Annotated in this window: 11 protein-coding genes and 1 pseudogene; 8 read left to right on the top strand and 4 right to left on the bottom strand. The window is 74.8% G+C overall.

The genetic code is table 11. The annotated features are described in order from the left end of the window. The 8 genes and pseudogenes from ACF062_RS08445 to ACF062_RS08410 all read left to right on the top strand — a co-directional run. Nucleotides 1–3,204, top strand: a pseudogene (locus tag ACF062_RS08445) (hypothetical protein); the annotation flags it as partial. Beyond that, nucleotides 3,201–3,563 (top strand): hypothetical protein, encoded by a 363-nt coding sequence (locus ACF062_RS08440; RefSeq protein WP_392137000.1) that lies wholly within the window; start codon nucleotides 3,201–3,203, stop codon nucleotides 3,561–3,563. The pseudogene ACF062_RS08445 and the gene ACF062_RS08440, both read left to right, overlap by 4 nt. Then, entirely contained in the window at nucleotides 3,556–4,017 is a 462-nt protein-coding gene (locus tag ACF062_RS08435; protein WP_392136999.1) for a nucleotide exchange factor GrpE, read from the top strand. The genes ACF062_RS08440 and ACF062_RS08435 overlap by 8 nt, the downstream gene beginning before the upstream one ends. Continuing rightward, nucleotides 4,014–6,158 (top strand): Hsp70 family protein, encoded by a 2,145-nt coding sequence (locus tag ACF062_RS08430; RefSeq protein ID WP_392136998.1) that lies wholly within the window; start codon nucleotides 4,014–4,016, stop codon nucleotides 6,156–6,158. The genes ACF062_RS08435 and ACF062_RS08430 overlap by 4 nt, the downstream gene beginning before the upstream one ends. After that, complete coding sequence (locus ACF062_RS08425; protein WP_392136997.1) at nucleotides 6,155–8,218, top strand: Hsp70 family protein; 2,064 nt, start codon at nucleotides 6,155–6,157, stop codon at nucleotides 8,216–8,218. Before ACF062_RS08430 ends, ACF062_RS08425 begins: the two co-directional genes overlap by 4 nt. Nucleotides 8,219–8,296: 78 nt before the next feature. Continuing rightward, nucleotides 8,297–9,577, top strand: coding sequence for a hypothetical protein (locus tag ACF062_RS08420; protein WP_392136996.1), 1,281 nt, complete (start codon nucleotides 8,297–8,299; stop codon nucleotides 9,575–9,577). Further along, a complete protein-coding gene (locus tag ACF062_RS08415) occupies nucleotides 9,574–10,065 on the top strand; it encodes a hypothetical protein (RefSeq protein WP_392136995.1) in 492 nt (163 codons plus the stop codon). Before ACF062_RS08420 ends, ACF062_RS08415 begins: the two co-directional genes overlap by 4 nt. Before the next feature lie 3 nt (nucleotides 10,066–10,068). Continuing rightward, nucleotides 10,069–12,186, top strand: coding sequence for a hypothetical protein (locus tag ACF062_RS08410; RefSeq protein WP_392136994.1), 2,118 nt, complete (start codon nucleotides 10,069–10,071; stop codon nucleotides 12,184–12,186). Nucleotides 12,187–12,213: 27 nt separating this feature from the next. Here ACF062_RS08410 and ACF062_RS08405 read toward each other — a convergent pair whose 3' ends face one another. The 4 genes from ACF062_RS08405 to ACF062_RS08390 form a co-directional block, all read right to left on the bottom strand. Next, nucleotides 12,214–13,563: a protein kinase gene (locus ACF062_RS08405; RefSeq protein ID WP_392136993.1), complete on the bottom strand. Its 1,350-nt coding sequence runs from the start codon at nucleotides 13,561–13,563 to the stop codon at nucleotides 12,214–12,216. Between the two features lie 34 nt (nucleotides 13,564–13,597). After that, nucleotides 13,598–14,509, bottom strand: coding sequence for a protein phosphatase 2C domain-containing protein (locus tag ACF062_RS08400; protein WP_392136992.1), 912 nt, complete (start codon nucleotides 14,507–14,509; stop codon nucleotides 13,598–13,600). Continuing rightward, nucleotides 14,506–15,165, bottom strand: coding sequence for a tellurium resistance protein (locus tag ACF062_RS08395; protein WP_223779251.1), 660 nt, complete (start codon nucleotides 15,163–15,165; stop codon nucleotides 14,506–14,508). Before ACF062_RS08395 ends, ACF062_RS08400 begins: the two co-directional genes overlap by 4 nt. Nucleotides 15,166–15,283: 118 nt before the next feature. After that, nucleotides 15,284–17,695: a GTPase-associated protein 1-related protein gene (locus ACF062_RS08390; RefSeq protein WP_392136991.1), complete on the bottom strand. Its 2,412-nt coding sequence runs from the start codon at nucleotides 17,693–17,695 to the stop codon at nucleotides 15,284–15,286. Nucleotides 17,696–17,771: the final 76 nt, after the last annotated feature.

Below are 17,771 nucleotides of genomic sequence, written 5' to 3'. Positions count from 1 at the left end.
ACCACCCCCAACACCGGCCCAGGCGGAAGTCCCGCTTCCACTCGCGACACGCGCCCCGGCAGCACTCCGGACACCACGCCCGGCACGGACCGAAGCGGGCGCCCGGACGCGACGCCCGACACCGGCCCCGAGGGCACTCCCGACGCCACCCGGGACACCGGCCCCGGCAGCACTCCGGACACCACCCCCAACACCGGCCCAGGCGGAAGTCCCGCTTCCACTCGCGACACGCGCCCCGGCAGCACTCCGGACACCACGCCCGGCACGGACCGAAGCAGGCGCCCGGACGCGACGCCCGACACCGGCCCCGAGGGCACTCCCCACGCCACCCGGGACACGCGCCCCGGCAGCACTCCGGACACCACCCCCAACACCGGCCCCGGCGGGCGCACCATCTCAAGCGGCGCCCCAGACACCAGCCCACCCCCACCCGGCCCCACCCCCGGCGGGAGCCCCGCCTCCCCCCTCGACACGGGTCCCGGCGGGGGCCCGGACGAAGCCGTTCACCTCTACCACTACGCCCTCGCCCGCACCCACGAACTCGCCGGCCGCTGGCAGGACGCGCTGGCGCTCCATGAAGCGATGGACGAGCGGTGGGCCGACGTCGGGGCGCGGCGGCGTTACGTGCGGGCCCGGGTCGACGAGGGCACCGCCGAGGGACGTGACGCGTGGCGGCGGGTTGTCGCGGCGTACGAGGAGTTGGAGCGGGCGGGAGCCCAGGGGGTGAACGCCGGCACCCGAGGGCGGTACGCGCGCGTGCGGCTCGCCGAGGCCGAAGGGGACTGGGCCCGTGTCGTCGCCGAGGCCGACACGCTCGGCACGCACCGGGACGCGTCCGCCGTCGCCGCCTACGCGCGCGGCCGCCTCGCCGACGCGCACCAGGAGTGGCAGCGGGCCGCCGACGCCTTCCGGCAGTGCCCGGGGTACCGGGACGCCGACGCCCATCTGGCCTATGTCCAGGGGAGGTTGGCGGAGTCCGGCGGCAGGTGGAGCGCCGCCGTCGCCGCCTACGAGCGGGCCCGCGGCACACTCGACCGCGCCGACGTGCGGTGCCGCAGGCTGCGACGGCTCGTGGGGCTGCTTCCGTGGGCGGACGGGCTCACCGGCGCGCCCCTGGTCGCCGACCCCTTCGCCGTACGGGACCAGGCCTTTCCGTATCTGGCGCTGCGCGACGCGGGCGTCGACCCCGGCGCCTCCATGGACGTGGTGAAGAACGCCTCGTACGCACTGCTGGAGCGCGGGTCCATGTCCTGGCACGAGCGCGTCGCCCTGGAGGGGCTGCGGCTGCCCGGCCGGCGGCTGCGGCTCGACGCCCTGCTCTACCGCTGGCACTCCCCCGAAGCCCTGCGCGACGCCCTCGCCGAGCTCTCCCCGGACGAGGGGCCCGGCCTGCTGGACGCCCTGTGCGAACGCTTCCCCCGCGACGCCCCGCTGCTGCTGCTCCTCGCGCGGGACCGCGAGGCCGCCGCGGCCGAGTGGGAGCGGCGCCTGAAGGAGGCGCCCGGTGACATGGCCGTGGTGCACGGCCTGGCCGCGGCCCGGCTGTGGCAGGCGCAGGAGCTGGAGCAGACCGGGGCGTGGGAGCACGCGGTGAGCACCTGGGAGGCGGCGCTCGCGTACTGGGCGACGCTGCTGAGCGACGACGAGTACTGGGACGGCTGGCGCGCCGAACGCGCCGCCTGCTACGAACGGGACCTCACCCACGAGGACATGGCGTCGCTGCGGTGGGAGCTGAGCCAGCACCTCTTCGGCCAGCTGTCGGCCTACGAGCAGCGGCACACCGAACAGGACCGGCCCCAACAGGCCGCCGCCTACCAGGCGTTGGCAGGGCTCCTGGAATCAGAGCTGGGCGGCGCCCGCGTACTGAAGGACGTGGGCGGCCTGCCGTCCGTGCCGGGCGCGGGCGCCACGCTGGCCTGCGGCCCGCGCTATCTGCGGCTGCTGGGCCTCCAGGCGCCCCTCGGTGATCTCGTCGCGGACCTCGACACGGCCGCCCAGCAGGGCAAGGACCCCGGCGAGTACGCGGTGCGCGAGCTGCGGTGGGCCTTCTCGGAGCTGGCGCGGAGCTTCGCCCTGTCGGAGGTGCGCAAGTTCGGGCTCGCCCTGCGCGCCCTGCCCGCACTGCGCACACTGAGCACCCTGCCCGAGGACTGCACGGGCCCCTCTGCCGCCGGGCACGCCGACGGCTGCGCGCACTGCCAGGACTTCCTGCGGCGCAACCCCGCGTACGTGCGGCTGCCGCGCCGCCACGCCCGTCTGCTCCAGGACGGCGCCGAACTGGCCGTGCACGTCCGGCTCGCGCTGGCGAAGGCCGCCCTGACCCGTGGCGGCGGCGGGCTCGACGAGGCCCTCGACCACTGGCGGGAGCTGGTGCGGGTCTCCGGCGACGCGGGGATGCAGGCCCGCTCGAAGAAGGCCGTGATCCGCTCGGTCCTCGGCCGGGTGGAGGCGCTCACCGGGGAGGACGGCGTCCAGCTCGGCCCCTGCCTGGACGAGGCCGTCACGCTCGTCGAGTCGGCCACGGCCGTACTGCACCCCCTCGACCGCGAACTGCTCGGCCAACTGCACGCCAGACTTTCGGCGTTGCTGTCCATGCGGGGCGTGTGGCGCGGCTACACCCGCACCAAGCACGGCATGCGCTCCGACGTGTACGGCGCGGAGGCCGACCTGCGCCGCGCGCTCGCCCTCAACCCGGAGTCGAGCCACGCCCGCGACAACCTCGCGCGGGCCCTCGTGTTCACCCTGGACGAGCGGACGTACGAGGTGCCCGAACGCCTGGAGCTGCTCCACGAGGCGCTGGGCCTCCTGGACGTCGGCCTCGGGCAGGCCCTGACGCACCGCTACCGCGAGACGCTCGGCGAGGCCCTCGACGAGATGGAGAAGCTGCTCACCCGGCACCTCGGCGTCGGCGGCATGGGCGATCTGATCCGCAGCGACGGCCAGGAGACCCCGCCGGACGACGACGATCTGCCGTCCTGGGCGGCGGAGTTGACCGACAAGGCGGAGCGGGCGCTGCACCGCGGGGAGATCCTGTGGGCGCTGCACCATCTGATCCGCGCCACCCGCGCGGAGCCCACCGACAGCCGGATCAGGCGGGCCCTTCTCGACGCGGTGCACCGCTGGCTCGCCGAGCTGAGGACCGGACGGACGAGAAGCACGACCCCCCGGGCGACCCCGAACGAAGCAGGAGGCAGTGTCGCGTGATCAAGGACCCCGACGCGAGCTGGGAGGGCCCCTTTCCCTACGACGCGCTCGCCCCGGCCGGTGTGACCCCCTGGACGACGCACGCCGAGATGCGGGACGTCTCCTTCGAGCTCCTCGCCCGGCACCTGATGACGCCGGTCACCCAGCAGGCCTGGGACGAGCTGCGCGGCGTACGCCGCAGGCTCCTCGTCGACCTGCTCCTCTACGACGTGGACGCGACCGGGGAACTGCCGTTGGCGGCGGCGGAGTTGGACCGCCTGCTGGCCGCCGAGAGCGCGTCCCCGCCCGACGCGCCGCCCGGCCCGCTGCCGGAGGCGACCACGCGTCTCCTGGCCGACCTGATCCGCTTCGATGTCTGATCCGACGGCACGGCTCGCCTATGAGCACGCCCGCGCCCTGGCCGCCCGCGACGCGGCCCACCAGGCGCTCACCGAACGGCTGTTGCTGCGTTTCGCCGACGTCCTCGACTCCTTCGACAGGCTGCTCGCGGACGGCGCGGCGAGCGACGTGGAGACGTACCGGAGGAGTCTCGTGCTGATCGCCGGGCAGCTGGAGGCGGCGCTGGCCGAGGAGGGGATGGAAGAGGTCGGGCGGGTCGGCGAGCGGGCGGAGCCGGCGACACACCACGTCACCGAGGTGCGCCCCGCGCCGCCCGGCGCCGGTGACGACGAGGTCCTCGAGATTCTTCAGCGCGGGTATCGATACCGGGGGCACGTGCTGCGCGCCGCCCGGGTGGTCGTCGCCGTGGACGCCGACACGGTGGACGGCGACACGGTGAAACATGGCACGCAGCAAGGGACGGAGCGGGAATGAAGGCCATCGGCATCGACCTCGGCACCACCAACAGCGCGGTGGCCGCCTACGATCCGCACCGCGCGGACATCGCGGTGCTCACCAACAGCAAGGGCGAGCGGCTCACCCCGTCGGTCGTCGGCATCGCGCACCGTGACGGCAAGGACCAGCCGCTGGTCGGCGAGGACGCGCTGAACTGGGCCATCAGGCAGCCCAAGGAGACCATCGCCTCCGTGAAGCGCCTGATGGGGCGGGACTTCGCCGACGCGTCCGTGGCGCAGGCACGCGACCGGATGAGTTACGAGATCGTCGCGGGCCCCGAGACGGACCCCCGGGCACATGTGATGCTCGGCGGCCGGGCCCGCACCCCCGCCGAGATCTCCAGCGTGATCCTGGACAAGCTGGTCAGAGACGCCTCGCGCACCCTCGGCGAGCCGGTGACGCACGCCGTGATCACCGTGCCCGCCTACTTCCGTGACGCGCAGCGCGCCGCCACGCGCGAGGCCGCCGAGAAGGCGGGCCTGGTGGTGAAGAAGATCGTGGACGAGCCGACGGCCGCCGCGGTCGCCTTCGGCCTGCACAAGCCGGGCGGGGCGCGCAGCCGGGTCCTCGTCTACGACCTCGGTGGCGGCACGTTCGACATCTCGGTCCTGAACGCGGTCAAGGACCAGGAGGGCCGCAGCCAGTTCCAGGTGCTGCGCTCGGCCGGTGACATCTGGCTGGGCGGGGACGACTTCGACCTCGCGATCGTGGAGCACATCATCGCGTGGATGCGCGAGCGGCACCATGTGGACCCGGCCGGCGACAAGGCGTTCCTCTTCCACGCGAAGAAGGCCGCCGAGCGCGCGAAGCGGGAGCTGAACGACATGGAGGAGACGTACATCGTGGTCCCGGCCGCGTACCGGGGCGCGGACGGTGTCATCGACGTCGAGATGAAGCTGACGCGCGCCCAGTTCAACGCGATGATCGCGCCGCTGGTGAGCCGGACCATGGCGCTCGTGCAGGAGACCCTCGGACGGTACGAACTGTCGACGGACGACATCTCGGACGTGCTCCTGGTGGGCGGCGGCACGCTCACCCGGCCCGTGTACGAGGCGGTCGAGGCGTTCTTCGGCGCCGACAAGGTCCGCAGGAACATCAACCCCATGGAGTGCGTCGCCTTCGGCGCGGGTGTCCTCGCCGAGACACTGCGCGGCGTGGAGTGCTCGGATCCGGGGTGTGCGAAGGTCAACGAGTACGGGGCGGGCGCCTGCGCGGCGTGCGGCCGCAGCCTCGCCGACGGACGGTCCAAGGGCGACACGGGCCTGTACGAGTCGACGCCCATGGCGATGGGCATCGCCGCGATCAAGGGCAGCCAGCGCGACGTGTTCGTCGAGATCATCGAGGCGGGGTCGCCGTACCCGCTCTCCGAGCCGCGCCAGCGCACGTTCCACGCGACCGACAGCCGCCGCATCCGGGTGCCGGTGTACGAGGGCGACAGCAAGGTGGCGAGCGAGAACCACGAGCAGGGCGTGGTGGAGTTCGAGCTGCCGCAGGAGATCGAGGTCAACCGCCAGGTGGACGTCTCCTTCAACTACTCGGCGGACCGCATCATCACGGTGAAGATCAGCGTGCGCGGCACCGACATGGTCCTGGAGGCCACGCCCAACCGGGAGAAGCCGCGCACCCCGCCGCCCGAGCCGGTGGAGGAGCTGGTGGACAGCGCGGTCCTGCGCGAGCAGCTGGCCTTCGCCGAGCGGGAGGCCGACCACTTCCTGAAGCGGTACGGGCCCTACATCGAGCCGGTGCAGGCGATGAAGGTGCGCCGCGACATCGAGCAGGCGCAGCGGGCGGTCGCGATGGGCGACAGCGGCGAGTACAAGCGCCTCACCGAGCTGCTGCTCGACGACATGTACCGCCAGTGCGGTCTGGCGAGCCAGTTCCGCCAGGCCGAGCTGGCCTCGGAGGGCGCGCCGCCGGAGACGGTCCGGCAGATCAACGAGGCGGTCGAGTACGTCAAGCAGGCCCACCGGCAGGGCAATCGCGTGCAGACCGCCCAGCAGGCGCGCAACCTCGTGAACCTGGTGGCGGTCGCCCAGTCGGAGCGCGCCGTGCCGAGGCTCCCCGACAAGCCGGACTACGAGGGCATCCTGCGGTTCGCGGAAGAGACGGCAGGCGGATGACGCGGGCGCGGCAGGAGGACGGCGACGACCGCCCCGCCCCGGCGGCGCCGACGGCACCGTCATCGGCATCGGTGCCCGTCAGTCTCGGCATCGACTTCGGCGCCACGGGGCTGCGGGCGCTGTTCGCGCTGCCGGACCGGCCGGGGCGGCGCCTGGACGCCGGGGCCGAGGACGGGCCGTGGCTCCTGTGCGAGCCCGCCGAGACGGGCGAGCTGCCGGTGACCTTTCCCAGCCTCAAGAGCCGGCTGGGCAGTGGGCGCCCGGTGCGGGCGGGCGGCTCGGCGGTCGAGGCGGACGAGATCGTGGTGCGTCTGCTGCGGTCCCTGCGGGAGCGGGTGGAGGCGGCGGCGCCGGGGCGGGTGACGCAGACCGTGATCAGCGTGCCCGCGCGGTTCGGCTCGGCGCAGCGGGCGGCGCTGCGGGACGCGGCGCGTGCGGCGGGGCTCGATCCGGCGCGCCTCGTCAGCGACTCCATGGCCGCGGTGATCGGCCACATGACGGAGCGGGACAGCGGTACGTGCCTGGTCTACGGCATGGGGTACGAGGGGTTCGAGCTGGGCCTGATCCGCAGCGTGCGCGGCCACTTCCGCTCGCTGGGGTACGAGGGAGGGGCGACGTCGGGAGGCCGCTCGTTCGACGCGGAGCTGCTGTCGTCGGCGGTCCGGCTGCTGCGCAGGCAGCGCGGTACGGGCTCGGTCAAGGGGCTCGACGCGGCCATGTGGCAGGAGCTTCGCGCGCGCGGGCAGGAGGCGCGGGAGGCGCTCGGGTCGCCGGGCGGCCCGGAGGCGGCGGTCCTCGACCTGGAGTTCGGCGCGGGGCCGCCGCTGTGGGTGCGGATCGCGCGGCCCGACCTGGACGCGTACCTGGACCGGCATGTGCGGCGCACGCTCGACCGGGCACGGGCCCTGCTCGACCAGGCCGGGATGCGGCCGCAGGACATCGACACGGTGCTGCTGGTGGGTGGCAACGCCCGTATGGAGCAGGTGCGTTCGCGGGTCGAGGGGCTTGGCGGGCGGAGCGTCGTCGCGCCGTCCGAGCTGCTGGCGCTCGGCGCGCTGAAGCACGCGGTGCGGCTCGCGGGCGGCGCGGCGTCCTCGGGCCCCTCGGCCCTGGAGGAGGGCCCGCTGGAGCCGGCCGCCCCCTCCCAGGACACCCTCTCGGACGCGCCACCGCTCACCGCGACGCTGGTGGGCGCCGAAGGGGCACGGGAGCCCGGTGACGTACGGGATGAAGGTGCCGTACGAGATGGAGGCCCCGCCCCGGACGCGGGCGCCGCCGCGCGTGGTGACGGGAGTGGCCGGGCCGGGCGTGCGGCGCGTGACCCCCGCGAGGCCGTGGCGCCGCCCGAAGCGCGCGCCGAGCGGGAGCCCCCCGGTGGCGGCCGCGACGTGGAGCAGGCGCGGCTGCTCGTCCGCCGGGGGCGCCGGGAGGAGGCCGCCGCGCTGCTCCGCGAGATCATCGCCGAGGCGCGGGAGCTGCTCGACGTCCTGGACCGCCCGGACCGCCCGGACCGGCAGGACCGGCCCACGCCCCGCCCCGCCCCCACGGAGCCGCCCGGCCCTTCGACCGCACCGCCGGGACCGTCCGCCCCGGAGCCCGCGCCCGCCCCGGTCCTCGACTACGCCTCGCGGCGCCAACTGGCCCGCGCGCAGGCGCTGTTGTCCCTCGGGAGGTACGACCACGCGGTGCAGGCCGCGCACATCGCCTGGCAGGACGCGGCGACCAGGCCGGCCGGCGCCGACATGCTGGACGCGATGATCGACGTGCACTGCGCGGCCGCGATGGCCGACATGTCCCCCGAGCACTTCGCCGACGCCGAGCGGTGGCTCAACTGCGCGTACAACCACGATCCGACGAATGTGCGGGTGCGCGGCCTGCTCGCCGAGCGCACCTACCGGCACGCCGTGGAGCTGGACCGGCGCGGTGAGCGGGATGAGGCCATTGAGGCCCTGGGGAAGTGCCTCACGTGGGATCCTGAACACGCCGACGCCGAGGCGCTGTTGCGGCGTCTGAACCGTGACGGCAGGAACCGGCGAGGCAGGGGTGACGTCCTCGGATAGAGCCGCCCCGCGGCCACCTTGCAGGCCACCTCGCAGCTACCCGCACAAGCCACCCGCACAAGCCAGGGAGGAACCCGCTTGACGCCCGCACAACTGCTCGACAAAGCCTTGATCATCAAGGAGTTGCGGCGGCTTGCGGCCCTGCCGGCCCTGGAGCCGCGCGGCGCCGAACTGACCGCCCTGCACCGGGATCTGGGCTCGATGACCCGGCTCGACAGCTGGGCGGAGCTCGACCTCGTACAGGCATACGTACGGCCGGAGAGTGTGCGGACACCGCCCGAACAGACCTCGGAGCGCCGCGACCGCCTCCTGGAGGCGGCCCTCGGGATCCTCGTCTTCGTCCCCCTCCTGATCACCTGGTTCGGCCTGCGGGAGGCCGTGCGGGCCTACGGCGAGCTGGCCGAGGAGGACCGCAAGCAGGCGACGCGCCCCTTCCTCCAGCTGTGGCAGTCGGGCTTCGGCGGGCACCTGTCGTCGTTCGGCCGGTTCGAGAACGTGGCCCTGATGGCCGTCGTGCTCATCGCCCTGCTCGTGGGCCTGTCGGTGTGGCACGCGCGCGTGCGGGCCCACGCGGAGCGGGACGACGCGGCACGGGAGGCCGAGAAGGAGCGGCTGCTCGCCGAGCTGGCGTCGGTGCTCACCCGTACGCAGATGCTGCTCGCGCCGCACCGCAGCGCCTCCCCGCAGCAGTTCACGACCGAGCTGACGAAGGCCGCCAAGGAGATGGGCGACCTGGCGACGAAGGCCGAGCGGAGCCACAAGGCGCTCAGCGGCGCGACGGCGTCCGTGGGACAGGCCACCGACGCGCTGAAGAGCGCGGCCCTGTCCCTCACCAAGGAAGTGCCGAAGCTCGGCGCCGTCGCGGACCGCATCGACACCGCCCTGCGCGACGGTACGGCGGCGACCGCCAAGGCGGGCCGGGCCAACGCGCTCGCGGCCCGCGGGATCGCCGACCACGTCAAGGCGGCGGGCGACACGGTCGAGGCCTCCTTGAAGGCCCTGGTCGCCGCCCAGCAGTCACTCGTCGCGAAGTCGGAGTCGGTGGCGAAGGCGACGGAACTGGCCTCGCAGGCCCTGGTGTCGAGCACCGGCCGCACGGGCGACGCGGTGGACGGCATGCGCGAGGCCACGGAGCGGTGGGACGCGGCGGCCGCCCACTGGCAGGACGCGGCGGCCCGCCTCGACGCCCGCATGGACACGCTCGCCGGGGCGCTGCCCTCGCTCGCGCTCACCCCTGCCCCGGTCGCAGCCCAGGCCCACGCGGGTCCTTACGCCGGGAACGGCCACCCCAACGGCACGCCCACCGAGGGCGCTCCCCTCTCCCCGCCGCCGGCTCCCCGGGACGGAGGCTCCGCGTGACCCGAGCGCGGCCGGGGCGCGGGCGGGGCAAGCGGCTCGGCGTGGTCGCCCTCGCGGGGTGGCTCTTCGCCGACCTGCTGCTCGTCCTCGCGCTGGTGTCGATGGCCGACCGCCCGGACCCGCAGGCGGACGACCGCCCCAAGCCGTCTCCGTCGAAGGGCGGTTCGCCCTCCCCCACCCCGACGGGGCCCCGCTCCGTGGACCGCCACCCCGAGGAGTTCAAGGTGTCGGGCAGGGACAAGGGCGACCTCGTCTCGCAGATCGCGAAGGGCACCCGCAAGTGGTCGGGCCGCACGGCGGCGCTCGTGCTGACCTTCGGCGGCGGCCCGAACGGCACGGTCTACGCCCACCGCGTCAACGGCCTGCTCGGCAAGGGCCGGCCGGACATGTTCACCAAGAAGACGGCGACGGACGACTTCCACAACCTCGGCAAGCGGCCGGAGACCGCCGTGGTCCGGGTGTACTTCTACACGGCGCCGGGCGGCTGAGCCATGGCCGTCCTGCGCCCCGGCGAACACCCGAAGGCGAGCGGCGCCCGCCCGCCCCTGCACACCCTGCCGCGCACGCCCGGGATGCGGGGATACCTCGCGCTGCGCGACGCCCTGCGCGAGGCAGGCTTCCGGCACGCGGCCGACGCGCTGCGGGCCCCGGCGGCCGCACCCGCGACGGACGCCCTCTTCGGCAGGCTCCCGAGGGCCGACACGGACGACGGCTTCCGGGTCCTGGACGGCCTGTGGTTCCCCGGCCGCGGCGGCATCTGGCAGCGCGTCGACCCGCGTTACGTCCATGAGGCGGGCGCGCGGTGGCGGGCCTCGCCGGAGCCGCGCGGCCCCCGGGCCGCGGCGCTGACGGACGTCCTGGCGACGGTCCTCGCGGAGGACGCGATGGGCCTGCGCCGCATCGTCCTGTGGGAGGTGTGCTGCCTCCTCACCGAGGGCGGCCCCCGAGGTGGCGCAGCCCCGGGGGCCGCCGAGGCCGCGGCGCTCGGCGTGCACCGCAGCGAGGCGGCGCAGCTCGCCGCCGCGGTGGCCGCGGGGTTTCCCGGTCCGGGACCCGCCCGGCACGCCGCCGAGAGCCTCGCCGACGTCTGGCCGGGGGTCCGGCTGCGCGAGGCGGAGCGGACCGTGGCGCGGCTGCCGCGCGGCTCGGTCTACCCGGACGGGCCGGACGACCACCGGCTGGCCGCGCTCGTCGGCTCCGTGCGCGCGCGGGCCTCGGAAGTGGACCGGCTCACCGCCGAGGCCGCGGAGTCGGAGGCCACCGGCGCACTGCGCGCGTCCGCCCGCGCCTGGCTCGACGCGCTCCGCCTGGCCAGGGACGACGCCGACGCCCAGACCGGTCTGCTGCGGGTGGCGGCGCTCCTCGCCGACGACGCCTTCGCCCCGGCGGAGGCCGAGGTGGGCGCCGTGGCCGACGACCGGGACGTACGCCTGTCCTGGCGCCCGCCCCCGCGCCGGGCCGACGGCGTCACGTACCGCGTCCTGCGCTTCCCCGACGGCGCCCCGCACCTGGCGGTCGAGACGGCGGCGGCCGAGAGCGGCCCGGCCTCCGTCGACACCGGCGCGCCGGTGGGCCGCCCGCTGCGGTACGCCGTCTTCCCGCTGCGCCGCGACCGGCTCGCCGGAGTGCCGCGGGTCACCCGCCCGGTGCTGCTCACCCCCGTCGTGACGGAGCTGCGGGCCGCCGTGGTGCCGGGCGGCGTACGGCTGCGGTGGCGGCCCGACCCGGCGGCGGCCGAGGTGCGGGTGACGCGTTCGGGCGCCGCCGACGACGCCCCGGGCTGGGGCGGGCAGTCGCTGGTGCGGGTGGACTGCGAGCACGACGGGCTGCTCGACGCGCCCCTCGCCCCCGGCGCGTACACGTACGAGGTCCGCTGCGGCTACCGCGATCCGGACGGCGACCTCGTGTGGTCCCGTGGCGTCACGGTCGGCGCGCGCGCCGAGCGGTGGCCCTCGCCGGTGGAGGAGCTGATGGTGCGGCGGCACGCGGACCGCGGGCGGGTGACCATCGCCTGGCGGCCGCCCGCGGTCGGTGACGGGCTGCTGCTGCCCTGGACGGCGGGCCCGGTGCCGCCGGGCACCGACGTGTCGGACCTCGTGGGGGCGGCGGACCGCATCCCCGTGGCCTCGGTCGGCGCCGAGTCGTGCGTGGAGCTGGTCCCGCCGCCCGAGCGGCGCGTCCGCGTGACGGCGGTGAGCGTGCTCGGTGAGCGGGCCGTGTCCGGGCCGAGCGTCGTCATCGAACACCCGGCGGCGATCGGGGAGTTGTCGGTGCGGCGGCTGAGCGCCGACCGGGCCGAGTTGCGCTTCGAGTGGCCCGAGCCGGCGGTCCTGGTGCGCGTGGCGTGGAGCGACGGGACGCGGGGCGGGGAGCGCCGGGTGCCGCGCAGCGCGCTGCTCGCCGGGCGGGTGGAGATCCCCGTGTCCGCCGAGGAGTGCGCGCTCACCGCGGTGCCGCTGCCGCGCCCCGACGCCGTGGCCATCGACACGGCACCGGCCCGCGCGGTGCTGCCCGCGGCGCCCCCGCCCCCACCCCCGCCGCCTGTGCTGCCGCCCGCGCCGCCTTGGTGGCGGGGGTGGTGGGGGCGTTGGCTGCGCGGGCGGCCGTGAGGCGGCGGGGGCGCGGGGCGCCCGGGGTCACTCCTTGACCACGGCCTCCGTGCCGCTGCCGAACTCGATGAGCAGCCCCGACCGCAGCGCGATCGTCTTGCCCGGCTCCACGTCCCGTACGGTCCCGTCCTCCTTGCGGGCCGTCCACACGGACTTCGTACGGTTGGTGAGGCCGAACCGGCCGCGCTGCCGCGGGTGTTCGGTGACCTCGCCGACCACGGCGGAGAAGTCGTGCCGGTCGGGGTCGTCCCGCAGGTGGTGGGCGTAGACGCGGGCGCTCGGGGCGAGCCTGATGCCGCGGCGGCTGCGCAGCGTACCGGTGCCGGTGACCAGTTCGAGGCGGGGCGGCAGGGTGAGCGTGGTGCGGCACTTCCAGCAGGCGGGGGGCGCGCCGTCCGGCTGCGTGAGGTTCTGCTTGCCGCAGACGCCGCACTGCGTGATGGCGTCGAGGACCTGGCTGAGCGCGTCGCGCCACACCGTTTCGCGCACCCGCACCGCCGGGTTGCGCAGACCCTTCGTGAACGTGTCGATGAACAGGTCGCGCAGGATCTTCGGCAGCGCGCCCCACGTCGCCTCGACGGTCGGCTGCTCGCCGGGCACGGGTCGGTTGCGGGTGTCGGACGGGTCGTAGACGAAGACGGGGTCCGTGCCGTACAGCCGGCGCTTGGCCGCCTCGTCCATGCAGCGGATGTTCAGCGCGAGGGCGCCGTTGAACGGGTGGTCGTTCATCAGGAGCAGGAAGAGCAGCACGGCCAGGGAGTGCAGGTCGCTCTGGGTGCCGGGCTGCTTGCCCTTGTCGCCGCGGACCAGCTCGGGTGCCATGAAGTCCATCGTGCCCGCGACGCCGGCCTCGGCACCCTCCACGACGGCGTTGTCGTTGTCGCAGATCAGGACGTCGCCGGTGCGCGGGTCGAAGAAGATGTTGCCCCAGTTGATGTCGCGGTAGGCGATGCCCCGGGAGTGCAGCGCGCGGTAGGCCTCGACGGTGTGCAGCGCCACGGTGACCAGGGTGCGCATGGTCGCCGCGGACACCGAGGGGTCGCGGCGGAAGAGCGCGGGCAGGTCGCAGAAGCGTGCGGGGCGTACGTCCATGAGGTAACCGAAGCCGGGCAGCTTGCCCTCGGGGTCCATGACCATGGAGCGGGGCCACAGGAAGCGGGGGTCGTCCCACCCCTTGGCGATGAGCCCTTCGAGGATCTCCCGCTGGCGGGCGTCGGCCAGCTGGGGGTAGTACCACTTCACCGCCTGGTCACCGGTGGGTGTCGTGACGCGGTAGACCTCGCCCTGGCCGCCGGAGCCGAAGAGCTCGGCGACCTTCAGCTTCTCCCCCGACTCGGCCACCAGGGTCTTTCCGGCGGCGAGCATGCCGTTCACCATGCTGTTCCTCTCTGCCCGCGAGGCCTGCGCGGCCTCACGTCTCGTCGCTGCGCTGCGGGGGCGCCGCGATGGCGCCCATGAGGGTCGTGTCGTCCCCGGAGTACGTGGCGGCTCGCGCCAGCCAGTCCGGGAGCTGGGTCTGGACCGCCGCCGCGCCGTGCCGGGCGGCGCGGTCGCTGACGCCGGTGGCGAAGTCCAGGAACCCCTGGTGGTCGGCGAAGCTCTTGGAGAGCCCGTCGGTGGAGAGCAGCAGGCACGGCGGGACGCCGCCCGTGAACGGCTGCCAGTGCGAGCGCATCTTGCGCCAGGGCTCGGGCTCGCAGAGCGAGTCGGTCTCGTCGCCCATGTCGGGGCCGGTGAAGAGCGGGGTGTGCGGGGCGCCGGCGTCGTCGACGAGCACGATGTCCCCGTCGCCCAGCTGCCAGCAGAACACCATGCCCTCGGTGAGGACCGCGCCGACGAGGGTGCTTCCGTAGGCGGCGAGGTCCGGTGGTTCCTTGGGGTCGCGCTCCGTGGCCTCGCGCCCGGCCGGCAGCGAACGTGCGCCGTGCGCGGGCGAGTTGCGGTCGTACAGCAGGGCACGCTCGTGCCAGCGGTGGCCGACCTGCTGGGGCAGGCGGCGCGCCTCCTCGCGCAACGCGGTCCAGCCGGCGGCGTCACCGCCGACGCGGACCACCTCGCGTGCGAAGGTCCGCGCGCACGCGGTGAACTCCTCGACGGCCCAGAGCGCCCCGAGGTCGCTGCGGAAGTGGGCGGCGCTGCCGTGCCCGTCGGCGACCGCGAGGACGACCGCGCGGCCCCCGGCGACGGCCAGGGCGGCGCCGCGGTCCTGGCTGTACTTCTTCGCCACTCCCTTGACCGCGCCGCTGAGCAGCGCCCAGGGCGCGGCCGGCGTCTGGGCGCCGGACACCGGATCCGGTCCGGTCGCCGTCTGCGGTCCGGTCACCAGATGTCGTCTTCGCCCTTGGTCATCGACGGTACGTCGAGCGGCGTCGCGGGCTTCGCGCCGTCGTCGACCTTCGGGGTGGAGGCGTCCTTGACGACCGCGGTGGACATCCAGCGGATGGCGGCGGCGAGCTGGCGGGGGTTCTTCGCCTGGAGCGGCTCCAGTTCGGGGTTGCCGAGGAACTCCTTGAGCATGCTCTTGTCCGCGTCGTCGCCGATGGCCACGGCGACGCGCACGGCTCGCTTGCCCCACGGGGTGGCGTCGATGGCGCGCAGCCCGGCGCGCCAGTCGTCGGTGGGCTGGCCGTCGGAGGCCAGGGCGAGCACGGGCGGCAGGGCGCGCTGCGGCATGGGCGGGGTCTGGAGCGCGCCCGCCGCCAGCTTGAACGCGGCGCCCATGTCGGTGCCGCCGTAGATGTGCACGTCCTCCCAGGAGAACCGGTCGACAGGGGTGGGTTCGCTGACGTGCCAGCTCGCCCCGCTGGCGAAGGTGATGGCCCGTACGAGGAGCGAGGCGGCGGGGTTGGACTGGGCGGCCTGCTGCATTTCGGGGATGGCCTCGCGGATGGCGAAGTTCAGCTCGCCGATCTTGCCGTTCACGCCCATGGAGCCCGAGCAGTCGAGCATCCAGATGAAGTGCACGGGGCGGCTGGCCATGCTGCCGCCGGGGAAGTTGTCGACGACGACGGTCTCGCTGGTGTCGCTCACGCTGGTCCTTTCCTGTGGAGCGTGAAGGGTGATGTGTGCGTGGACCCGGCCGCCCTTGCCAGACGGGTCACGCGTACCGCTGCTTGATCTGGTGGCGCCATGCCGTCCATTCCTGTACGTCCTGGTTCTCGCGCTGGAGGACGGTGGCCACGCGGCCGAGGTGGTGCTCGTCCACGTGTACGAGGACGGGCGCGAGGACCTCGTCGAGCAGTTCCGCGGCGGTCCTGCGCCAGTCCTCGCTGACACCGTGCCGCCGCCGGGGCCGCCAGACATGGAAGTATGCGGCCAATTCGGCCGAACGGTGCGGCAGTTCGCGCAAGAGGCGATCTCTGGTGCGCTCATCGAGGAAGTACGCGCGGTAGGTCCCGAGCAGTTCGGGTCCGGCGGTGAACAGGAGCCGCAGTCCGTGCTCGCACACGTCGAGGGGGTTCGCCCCGGCGAGGGCGCGGCCCACCCGCTCGCCGATGCCCTGCCGCAGGATCGGGCTCTTCGGCGAGACCTTGCGGAACAGCTCTTCGAGGCGTTCGAGCGAGGACCGGGTGACGCCGAGGCGGCCGTCGGCCAGGTCCTGGGCGGTCACGAGCAGGTCGGCGGTGTGGCGGTCGGTGGCGCCGAGCAGGCCGTCGTCGCGCATGTCGCGGGCGAAGCCGACCAGTTCGGGGTCGCAGCGGTCCGGGTCGCCGAGCCAGCCGATGATGCGGCGGCCGAGGTCCGCCTCGACGATCAGGCGGGGTGTGCAGGTACGGGCGATCCAGGGCTGCTCGGCGCGGTCCGGCGGGGTGTTGCGCCACACGATGTGCCACAGCAGCCGCAGCGTCGTGACGTCCGTGACCCGCTGTCCGGGCAGGAGTTCGGTGAGCCGCCGGAAGAGTTCGGCTCCGCGCAGGTGGTCCGGCGGCCCGGTCCAGCGGGCGGCGGCCTCGGCGAGGCGGACGGTGAGCGGGGCCTCGTCGATGTGCCGCCGCAGCCAGTCGCCCTGCGGGGAGCGGGCCAGTTCCCGCAGGCGGTCGAGCTTGCGGTCGGTGAAGTCCACGATGAGCAGGCGCAGCACCCGGTGGGTGAAGGGGAGGTGGTCGACCTCTTCGAGGACCCGCACGGCGTGTGCGCAGTCGCGCCGGTCGGGGCGGAGCAGGCTGCTCGCGAGCCGGTCCATGGCCTCGGCGAGTCCGGGGCCGCCGTCGGCGCCCACGGCGAGGGCGAGCCGCAGCGGCTCCGCCCAGGTGGGGACGGGGCCGCGCAGGCTGCGGCGCAGGGCGTCGTCGGCGCGGTCGCCGTACTCCTCGCGCAGCTGCCGCCAGGCCTCCTGGCCGAGCGGCAGCCCTTCGAAGACGGTCAGGTCGGGCAGGGCGTCGTGGGCGCGGGGGGCATCGAGGTGGTGCTTGACCAGGGCGAGGGCCAGCGACCGTGCGGCGAGGGCCTGTTCGCCCTCCAGGCCTCGGCAGAGGCGTTCGAGCGCGTCCAGGGTGCGGGAGTCGGCCTCGCCCCGCACCACGGACCGGGTGAGAGCGTCGAAGACCTTGCGCAGGCGGTCGCCGCCGAGTCCCGCGAGATCGGCGCCCGGGAGGGCGCCCGCCGCGCCCTCGCCACCGGTCCCGGCCTCGGCCTCGGTCCCTTTTCCGGTCCCGGTACCCGCCCCGATCCCGCCGGAGATGAGCGGGAGCAGCGCGAAGGCGTCACCGGCGCGTACCGCGGCGCCGGGCGCGGGGCGCGGCGGGTTCCCGGAGATCCACCGCTCGGCGGCCAGCTCGGCCCAGGCGTCGAACTCGGCGGGCGGGCTCTGGGGGCCGCCGGTGCCGTCGTGCACGCGGTACAGGTACGTGACCGTCGCCTCGTCGGCGCGGTCGAACCCGGCGGCCGGGCCGATGCCGATGATCTGCTGCGGGGCGCCGCGCGGGTCGGTGGTCCCCGTGGTGAACGTCAGCGCGGGGACGTAGGCCTCGGGCAGTGAGGCGCAGGCGAGGGCGACCCAGTGGGCCACGGTCTCGGGGTCCTCCTCGACGAGGACGATCTGGCGGCCCGCGGGGTCGTCGAAGAGGCGGCGCACGTCGGTGAGGAAGGGCGCGACGCGGTCCGCGTGCGCCCGCGCGAAGTCCACGAGGCGCGCGCGGTCGAAATGCGCCTCGGGCACGGGCAGTTCGGACTCGACGAACCCCGCGGCGAGCGTGTCCGCGGCGCCGGGGTCCCAGGCGGCGGAGCGCCAGGTGTCGATCGGCCAGACGGGCCCGGGCCCCGGGGTGTCGGCGCCGAGGTGCAGCGCCTCCACGCGCCGGCCGGGCAGCGCCGCGCACAGGAGGCGGCCGCCGTCCGGCAGCAGGCTGTAGCTCAGCCCGGAGCCCGCTCCGATGATCCGCTCAACGGCGGCGCCGAACTCCCGTATCTCTCCCTTTTCCTGGTGTTCCCCCGGCTCGGCGGGGATCGGACGGACGGCTCCGGTGTCCGGCTCCTGAACGAGCCGGTAGCTGAGGCGGCGGATGGCCATGCCACATTCTGACCAACCGCGGCACCACGCCGCAGGCCGTCCGGCAAGTTCACCCCCGGTGCTCCCGGCCCGGCCG

The sequence above is a fragment of the Streptomyces sp. NPDC015345 genome (assembly GCF_043078805.1).
GTDB lineage: Bacteria > Actinomycetota > Actinomycetes > Streptomycetales > Streptomycetaceae > Streptomyces.
Note: the sequence above shows the minus strand (reverse complement) of the source record. Positions and strands in the feature narration are given on the sequence as shown.

What these genes read in the sequence shown, in the direction of transcription:
- ACF062_RS08435 (WP_392136999.1), top strand. Translation starts at nt 3,556, where the DNA reads ATGTCTGATCCGACGGCACGGCTCGCCTATGAGCACGCCCGCGCCCTG.
- ACF062_RS08430 (WP_392136998.1), top strand. Translation starts at nt 4,014, where the DNA reads ATGAAGGCCATCGGCATCGACCTCGGCACCACCAACAGCGCGGTGGCC.
- ACF062_RS08425 (WP_392136997.1), top strand. Translation starts at nt 6,155, where the DNA reads ATGACGCGGGCGCGGCAGGAGGACGGCGACGACCGCCCCGCCCCGGCG.
- ACF062_RS08410 (WP_392136994.1), top strand. Translation starts at nt 10,069, where the DNA reads ATGGCCGTCCTGCGCCCCGGCGAACACCCGAAGGCGAGCGGCGCCCGC.
- ACF062_RS08405 (WP_392136993.1), bottom strand. Translation starts at nt 13,563, where the DNA reads ATGGTGAACGGCATGCTCGCCGCCGGAAAGACCCTGGTGGCCGAGTCG.
- ACF062_RS08395 (WP_223779251.1), bottom strand. Translation starts at nt 15,165, where the DNA reads ATGGCCAGCCGCCCCGTGCACTTCATCTGGATGCTCGACTGCTCGGGC.
- ACF062_RS08390 (WP_392136991.1), bottom strand. Translation starts at nt 17,695, where the DNA reads ATGGCCATCCGCCGCCTCAGCTACCGGCTCGTTCAGGAGCCGGACACC.